This is a genomic window from Verrucomicrobiota bacterium (genome assembly GCA_016871495.1).
In the GTDB taxonomy this organism is placed as follows: domain Bacteria; phylum Verrucomicrobiota; class Verrucomicrobiia; order Limisphaerales; family VHDF01; genus VHDF01.
Window position 1 is genome coordinate 56,628 of the sequence record VHDF01000021.1, and the last position, 7,630, is coordinate 64,257.

At 62.3% G+C, this 7,630-nt stretch carries 9 protein-coding genes; all 9 read left to right on the forward strand.

Translation table 11 applies throughout. The annotated features are described in order from the left end of the window. Positions 1-15 precede the first annotated feature (15 nt). The 9 genes from FJ404_06940 (at position 16) to FJ404_06980 (ending at position 7,506) form a co-directional block, all read left to right on the forward strand. Positions 16-1,206 carry an acetate kinase gene (locus tag FJ404_06940; protein ID MBM3822606.1) on the forward strand — a complete coding sequence of 397 codons (1,191 nt, stop codon included), beginning with the start codon at positions 16-18 and terminating at the stop codon, positions 1,204-1,206. Positions 1,207-1,290: 84 nt separating this feature from the next. Next, the gene (locus FJ404_06945; GenBank protein MBM3822607.1) at positions 1,291-1,581 is read left to right on the forward strand and encodes a BMC domain-containing protein; all 291 of its coding nucleotides are present in this window, start codon (positions 1,291-1,293) and stop codon (positions 1,579-1,581) included. A gap of 11 nt (positions 1,582-1,592) precedes the next feature. Continuing rightward, entirely contained in the window at positions 1,593-1,904 is a 312-nt protein-coding gene (locus FJ404_06950) for an ethanolamine utilization protein EutN (protein MBM3822608.1), read from the forward strand. Positions 1,905-1,978: 74 nt separating this feature from the next. Continuing rightward, positions 1,979-3,478 (forward strand): aldehyde dehydrogenase EutE, encoded by a 1,500-nt coding sequence (locus tag FJ404_06955; protein MBM3822609.1) that lies wholly within the window; start codon positions 1,979-1,981, stop codon positions 3,476-3,478. 42 nt (positions 3,479-3,520) lie between these two features. After that, positions 3,521-3,799: an ethanolamine utilization protein EutN gene (locus FJ404_06960; protein ID MBM3822610.1), complete on the forward strand. Its 279-nt coding sequence runs from the start codon at positions 3,521-3,523 to the stop codon at positions 3,797-3,799. Then, on the forward strand, positions 3,796-4,119 hold the full coding sequence (locus FJ404_06965; GenBank protein MBM3822611.1) for an ethanolamine utilization protein EutN: 324 nt from the start codon (positions 3,796-3,798) through the stop codon (positions 4,117-4,119). Before FJ404_06960 ends, FJ404_06965 begins: the two co-directional genes overlap by 4 nt. 9 nt (positions 4,120-4,128) lie before the next feature. Further along, entirely contained in the window at positions 4,129-5,175 is a 1,047-nt protein-coding gene (locus FJ404_06970) for a class II aldolase/adducin family protein (GenBank protein ID MBM3822612.1), read from the forward strand. Between the two features lie 24 nt (positions 5,176-5,199). Beyond that, positions 5,200-6,126: a lactate dehydrogenase gene (locus FJ404_06975; GenBank protein ID MBM3822613.1), complete on the forward strand. Its 927-nt coding sequence runs from the start codon at positions 5,200-5,202 to the stop codon at positions 6,124-6,126. Between the two features lie 9 nt (positions 6,127-6,135). Continuing rightward, entirely contained in the window at positions 6,136-7,506 is a 1,371-nt protein-coding gene (locus FJ404_06980; GenBank protein ID MBM3822614.1) for a hypothetical protein, read from the forward strand. The last annotated feature ends 124 nt before the right edge of the window (positions 7,507-7,630 follow it).

Below are 7,630 nucleotides of genomic sequence, written 5' to 3' on the forward strand. Positions count from 1 at the left end.
CACCGCCTCATCGCGTTGAAAATCCTGGTCGCCAATCTCGGTTCCACTTCCTTGAAGTGGCGTTTGTTTCAGTTCTCAGAAGGGACTGAAACCATGCTGCACAAGGGCGGACTCGAGCGAGTGACCGATTATTCGAAGGCGATCGAGCAATGTTTGGCGAGCTTGAAGGAGTCCGGACATATCCGTTCCGAAACCGAGCTGGCCGCGGTTGGATTCAAGACCGTGGTGGCCAAGGATGTTTCGGGATGTGTGCTTCTGGACGAAAGCGTTCTGGCGGCGATGGAAGCCTATTCCGGGTTGGCGCCGGCGCATAATCCGCCCTACATCGCGGGCATTCGTCTCTTTCGCCAGCGCATGCCTCAGGCACCGCTGGTGGGATTGTTCGAGACGGCCTTTTATCAATGGGCGCCCGAGGCGGCCATGCGGTACGCGGTGCCGGATTCCTGGTTCCAACTTGGCATCCGGCGTTGGGGGTTTCACGGGGCAAGCCACAAATTCATCGCCGAACGCAGCGCGGAAATGCTGGGACGGAACGACGTGGCGGCGAGGGTTCGGGCGCTTTACACGGGAGGCAGCGCGGCCTCTTTGAGCGGCTCCGATCTGCGGGTGATTTCCTGCCACCTCGGCGGCAGTTCCTCGATCACCGGCATCCGCAACGGAGTGGCGGTGGGCAACAGCCTTGGCATGAGTCCGCAATCCGGTTTGCCGCACAACAACCGGGTCGGTGATTTGGACGCCGAAGCGCTGCCCTACGCGGTGAAGGCGCTGGGGCTTTCCGTGGAGGAAGCGCAACGGCAGTTGAGCAAGGAAGGCGGACTCCAAGGGCTGAGCGGCGGGATTTCCAACGACGTGCGCGATTTGCAGCAAGCGGCGGCGGGCGGAAACGCCAAGGCGCAACTGGCGATGGACGTGCTCGTGCATGAGGCGCGGCGGTGGATGGGGGGGTATTTTTTCCAGCTCAACGGGGCGGATGCCATCGTCTTCACGGCGGGCATTGGTGAGAACCGCCCCGAATTGCGCGCGGCCCTGTGCGCCAACCTGGACCAGGTGGGCGTGGTGCTGGACGCCGGGAAGAACGCGGCGTTGCGAGGCGCGGAAGGCGAGATCAGCGCGCCGGAATCGCGCGTGAAGGTCCTGGTCATTCCCGCCAACGAGGAGTTGGTGGTCGCGCGTGAAACCCAGCGATGGCTGCAGCAATCGCGATAATTTTTTAGAAAACGGCGCTGCCTGAAAGGGCGCGCCCGGCGGACCCCGCCGAAATCTCGATCAACAGAAAACAAGACTGAACTTATGGGACAACAAGCCATTGGAATGCTCGAAACACGCGGCCTGGTCGCCCTGGTGGAAGGGACTGACGCCATGCTCAAGGCCGCCAACGTGGAACTCGTGGGCCCGATGACCCAGGTCGGCAACGCCCTGGTCACCGCGGTCGTCGTGGGTGACGTCGCGGCGGTCAAGGCCGCGACCGACGCCGGCGCGCAAGCGATCAAGGCCATCAAAGGCGACTTGGTCAGCGTGCACGTGATCGCGCGTCCGCATCCGGACACGGACACGATTCTGCCCAAGAAGAAGACGGCCTGACCCCACGCGCTATGTTCCTCGCGCGCGTCGAAGGGTCGGTCGTGGCCACCAAAAAGGAAGCCAGCATGAGCGGCCGCAAGCTGCTCCTGCTGCGCCCGCAACTGGTGGACGACAAGGATCCATCCAAGTTCCGCCCCGGTTCGAACACGATCGTGGCGGTGGACAGCGTGGGCGCCGGCGTGGGCGAGATGGTGTTGTTTTGTCAGGGCAGTTCGGCGCGGCTGGCGGGTGGATTGAAAGAGGCGCCGGTGGACGCGGTGATCATCGGGATCGTGGATTCGGTGGACGTGTTCGGGCGGCAAACTTACAACGCGAAAAGTTAGGACTGCGGGCGGCGCCGAAAAGCGCGCGGTGGAGCCCGTGAGTGGCGAAGGCGGATTTCCGAGGTGTCAAGATTATGAGCGCGATCAACGAGGCATTGATTCGAGACGTGGTGGCGGAGGTGCTGGGCCGGCTTGGGGCCAGAGCGGGCGCGGGGTCCAGTGCGACGGCGGCCAAGCCGGACTGCGGATGCAGCGGCAAGCCGGGAGGCATTCCCGCAGTGAGACCCGTCGCGACGGGCGGCGTTCAAGGTGTCTTTCAAGACGCCTCCCAGGCGTGCGCGGCGGCGCACGAGGGCTATTTGCAGCTGCAAAAAAAGGGGCTGGCGGCCCGGCGCAAAGTGGAGGAGATCGTGAAAACCATGGCGGAAGCGAACGCCGTGGAGTGGGGCAAGATCGAGTTGGAGGAGACGAAGATCGGCCGGCTCGATCACAAAATTGAAAAGCTGCAGATCATCAAGCTGGTGCCGGGCGTGGACTGGCTGCGCCCGGACGGACGCAGCGGCGATCATGGCATCACGCTGGAGGAGTACACGCCGTTCGGCGTGGTGGCGGCGATCACCCCCTCGACGCATTCCATTCCGACTTTAAGCGGGAACATCGTGAACATTGTCGCGGCGGGGAACGCGGTCGTGTTCAATCCGCACCCTTCGGCAGCGCGGTGCGCGGCGCTTGCCGTGCGGGCCTACAATCAAGCCATTGAGCGGGAGACGGGGATCGCAAATCTGGTCACGATCGTTGAGCAGCCGACGATGGATTCGTTCAAGACGATTTGCGCTCATGAAGCCGTGCGTCTGCTGCTCGTGACGGGCGGGCCCGGCGTGGTCAAGGCGGCGATGCAAACCGGGAAACGCGCGATTTGCGCCGGTCCGGGAAATCCTCCCGTGTACGTGGACGACACCGCCTGCATGAAGCGGGCGGCCAAGGCGATCATTCAAGGCGGGGCTTACGACAACAATCTGCTGTGCATCGGCGAGAAAGAGGTGTTCGCCCTGGAAAACGTCGCCGACAAGTTGATGTCCGAGATGGAGAAACATGGCGCGCTCCGGTTGAACAGCGCGCAACTCGAGGCGTTGACCCGGGCCGCGTTTACCTTCAAGCCGGGAGAAGGCGGGGGATGTCGGCACGCGTCGGTCAACAAGGATTTCATCGGCAGGGACGCGGCGGTGCTGGCGAAAGCGGCCGGGCTGGCGGCGCCTGCGGGCACCCAGTTGCTGTTCGCGGAGACGGACGCCTCGCATCCTTTCGTGGTGGAGGAGCAGATGATGCCCTTCGTGCCCGTGGTGAGGGTGAAGAACCTGGAGGAAGGCATCCGGCGTTCGCTGGAAGCCGAGCACGGCTACAAGCATACGAGCATCATTCATTCCCACGACGTGGAAACGATGACGGCGATGGGCCGGGCGCTGGACACCACCCTGTTCATCAAGAACGGGCCGTGCATGGCGGGCTTGGGTTTGGGCGGGGAAGGATATCTGAGTTATTCCATCGCCACGCCGACCGGCGAAGGCGTCACCAATCCTCGAACCTTCACCCGCGTGCGGCGCTGCGTGATGGTCGATAATTTGAGAATCTATTGAGGCGCGGCTCTTCCGCGCGGCGGAACGCTCCAACATTCACTCATGCTCCTCGCCCGTGTCGAAGGCAACGTGGTCGCCACCCGCAAACACCCGAGCTTCGAGGGTTGGCGGCTGGTGATCTGCCAGCCGATCGGGGTGTCCGGGGAACCAGAAGGCGCGCCGCAAATCGCCATCGACGCCCATGGCGCCGGCATGCACCAGCAAGTGGTGATTTCCTCGGACGGCTCGGCGGCGCGCGCCGCGGTGGGTGATCCCAAAAGCCCCGCCCGCTGGCTGGTGCTCGGCGTGGTGGACGAGCGAGAACCCGGGGTGCGCCTATGAAACTCGGCACCGTCATCGGACGCGTCACTCTGAGCAAGGTGGTCCCTGAGCTGGAAGGGGGCCGCTGGTTGTTGGTTTCGCCTTACGCGCGCGAACAGTATGAGCTCGGCGTGAGCGCGGCGCCGGCCCTCAGCCGGGATCCGAGCTTGGTCATCTACGATGCGTTGGGGGGCGGAGTCGGACAAACCGTCGGTTACATCGAGGGCCGGGAAGCCGCGCAACCGCTGGATCCGCCAGCCCCGATCGACGCCATCAACGCGGCGCTGGTGGACGAGATTTTTTTCAACCCGTGGAAACCAGGCCCTCCTGCTTCCCGTTAGCTTGAGATTATGAGCCATGTCATTACCGCCAAAGAAGTCGAACAACTGCTCGCCAAGGACGGCGATTTGAAGCATTTGCCCGCGGACGCGTTGTTGACGCCCAGCGCGCGCGACGCGATTCGCGAGTTCGAGAACGCGCGGAGAAACGGGCCGAGTGGCGGCGCCGCTTCCCCGGCCCCGACCGCGCCCGCGAAACCCCTCAGCTCCCAATCGCCCCGGTCCGAACTCGAGGCGTATTTTCGCTCCCCGGAGGCCGGGGCGCTCCAGGAGCAGTTGTGCGACATTGGGCGCCGGCTGTGGGGACGCGCTTATGTCGATGGTAACGGGGGCAATCTGGCCATTCGGGTGGGCGAGGACGTCGCGCTCTGCACGCCGACGCTGGTGAGCAAGGGATTCATGAAGCCGGCGGACATGTGCCTGGTGGATTTTGAGGGGAACCAATTGTGCGGTGAAAAGCGGCGCACCAGCGAAATCCTGATGCACCTGCAGATCATGAAGCGGCAGCCTCGCGCGGTGGCCACGGTTCATTGCCATCCGCCCTACAGCACCGGATTCGCCGTGGCCGGCATCGAACCGCCGACCTGCATGATTCCCGAATACGAAGTCTTCTCCTCGGTGGCGATCGCCCCTTACCGCACCCCGGGCACGCCCGAAATGGGCAAGCTGGTGGCGGACTTGGTGGACAAACACAACACCATTCTCATGGCCAATCACGGCGTGGTTTCGTGGAGCCACAACAGCCTGGAGGACGCCTATTTCAAGATGGAGATTCTGGAGGCGTATTGCCGGACGGTGCTGGTGACGGCGCAGTTGGGGGTGCCGGCGAAAACCATGACTCCCGGCCAGTTGCAAGATCTGCTGCGCATCAAACAGAGTCTGGGCATTCCGGATCCGCGGCATGGCTTGAAAGAGTGCGAACTTTGCGACAACGCGGAATGGCGTCCGGGTGTGACGTGTGCGATCCCTCCCAAACCCGAATCCGCGGCGGCGTTCGACTCGGAGGCGGAGGCGGCGGTCAAGGCGATCACCGACCAAATTCTATCGAACATGAAGTGAAATGCGGGAGGGAGACTCGTTGATATGAAAGTGACGATTATCGGCGGTGGCGGACGGGTGGGTTCGTGCGCGGCGTTTGCCCTGCAATGTGGCGGATTGGTTTCGTCAATTCAGATTCTGGACGCGAACAAGGATTTGGCGGACGGAGAAGCGCTGGATTTGTTGCACGGCAGCGCGTTTTGCGGGGACCAGAGGATCTACGCGGGAGATTACGCGCGGGCGGCGGACAGCGACCTTTTTCTGATCACGGCAGGGTTGCGGAGGAAACCCGATGAATCCCGGCTTGATCTGATCAACCGCAACGTGGCGCTGTTCCTCGGCATCCTGGACAGCATCAAGTCCGCGGGATTCAAGAAGGACGCGCAAGTGTTCGTGGTGTCGAATCCGGTGGATATTCTGACGCATCTGGCCGCGCAGCGGTTGGGGCTGCCCTGGCACCAGGTTTACGGGCTGGGGACGATGCTCGACACGTCGCGCTTCAGCTCGTTGATTGCGGATGAGCTCAAACTGGCGCCGACGCAGGTCAAGGCGTTAATCCTGGGCGAGCACGGAGACTCGATGATACCGGTCTGGTCGAGCGCCGCGGTGAACGGGCTGCCTCTGGCGGGGCTGCCGGAATGCAACGCGGGTTTTCAAAACGCGGTCTTCGAGCGAACGAAGGGCAGCGGCGCCGAGGTGATCAAACGGAAGGGCGGAGCGGGTTGGGCGGTGGGCGTTGCCATCCGAGACGTCGTTCACGCGGTGCTGTTGAACAAGCAAACGCTGCTCCCGGTTTCCTCATGGATCCAGGGGGCCTATGACATTCGCGACATCTGCCTGAGTGTGCCGTCGGTGGTCGGCCGGCGAGGCGTGGAGAAGCAAGTCGAAATCAAGCTGTGGCCCAAGGAACTCATGGGATTGCAGGCTTCGGCCCGGGCGTTGAAGGAAACGCTGGCCAAGGTGAAAGCTTGATGCCGGACCATGAAATCGCTCGACGCCAAACTCGCTGAAATCAAGGCGAATCCGTCCTCGAAATCGTTCATTCTGGCCGATGCGAAGGACGCGGACATGGCGTTCGGGGTGCGCGCTCCGGGGCCGAGGACGTACTTGTCGGGGCGCGGGGCGCGTCCGGCCCAGTTCTCACCGGAAGTGTGGACGCGCGGCGAGTTCGGCTACCGCAATCTCCCCGAATTCCTCGACATCATTCGGGAAATCACGCGGCAGGGAAAAGTGGACATCATGTTGATGTCGGCCTACGTGAGCGAGCAACTCGCGATCAAGGAAGGGTTGTTCCGCGATTCTCCGGTGACGCCGGCGGCGAGAGCGAACGACACGACGGACGTCTGGGCCGTGCGGCACGGGTGCTACACGCGGGAGCCGAGCCAGCCGTTTCGGAGCGCGAGCATCGACCAGATTCAGTGCGGCGAGGTCAAGTGTTATCGGGATGGCAGCGGAGACTTTCCGGGAGCGAACCTTGGACTGTATTCGATCACTTTCGTGAACGACCTCGACCAGGATCGCGAGGCTTTGCTGTGGTACAAAGCTTTTCGCGAGGAGGCAGAACGCAAAGGGTTCCGGCATTTCCTCGAGGTCTTCGATCCGAACGTCGATTCCGGCGTGCCCTCGGAGAAACTGGGCGAATTCATCAACGACAATATCTTGCGGATCCTGGCCGGAGTACCGGAGGCGGGCCGTCCCGATTTTCTGAAGATCGTCTATCATGGCCCGAAGGCGATGGAGGAGTTGGCGCAGTACGATCCCAATCTGGTGGTGGGAATTCTGGGCGGGGGCGCGGGGACAACCTTCGACGCTTTTCGATTGATTCACGACGCCCAAAAATACGGCGCGCGCGTGGCACTGTTCGGGCGCAAGATCAATCAAGCGGAACATCAGTTGGCGTTTATCGAAATGCTGCGGTTGATCACCGATGGACAAGTGGGACCGTCGGAAGCGGTGCGCGTTTATCACGGGGTGTTGCAAAGCCTGGGGATTCGTCCACATCGACCGCTTGATCAAGATCTGCAACTGACGGATCAAGCGATGAGCTACGATGGAAACGCCTCCAAGCGGGCCAACGCAACCATCGTCAACAACCCTCTCGCGGCTCGCCAAACAGGAAACGCCTCCGACACCTCGGAGTCCGCCCCGCGGCTCCGTGAGACACCCGGCGCGCAGCCTGCCGAATCACCACGGGCAGGATCGAGTCATCCGGTTTCCGGGGGGAAGTCCGCGGAGATCGGCTCGGATCGGGACTGGCCGAAGCGGGCCGATGGCAAGCCTGACTTTGCGCGCATGACTCCGGCGCAACGTGTCAACTATGACGAGGCGCGGCTAAAGCGGATCTTTGGCTAGAAGTGGTTTCTAAAGTCACTTTTGCAAAGTGTTATCAATGAACATTTTGTACTTGTACAAAAATAGCCATTTTGCGAGAGAATGGCTATGCGACAGCCTTTGCTCAGCGAAACCCAATGGCAAA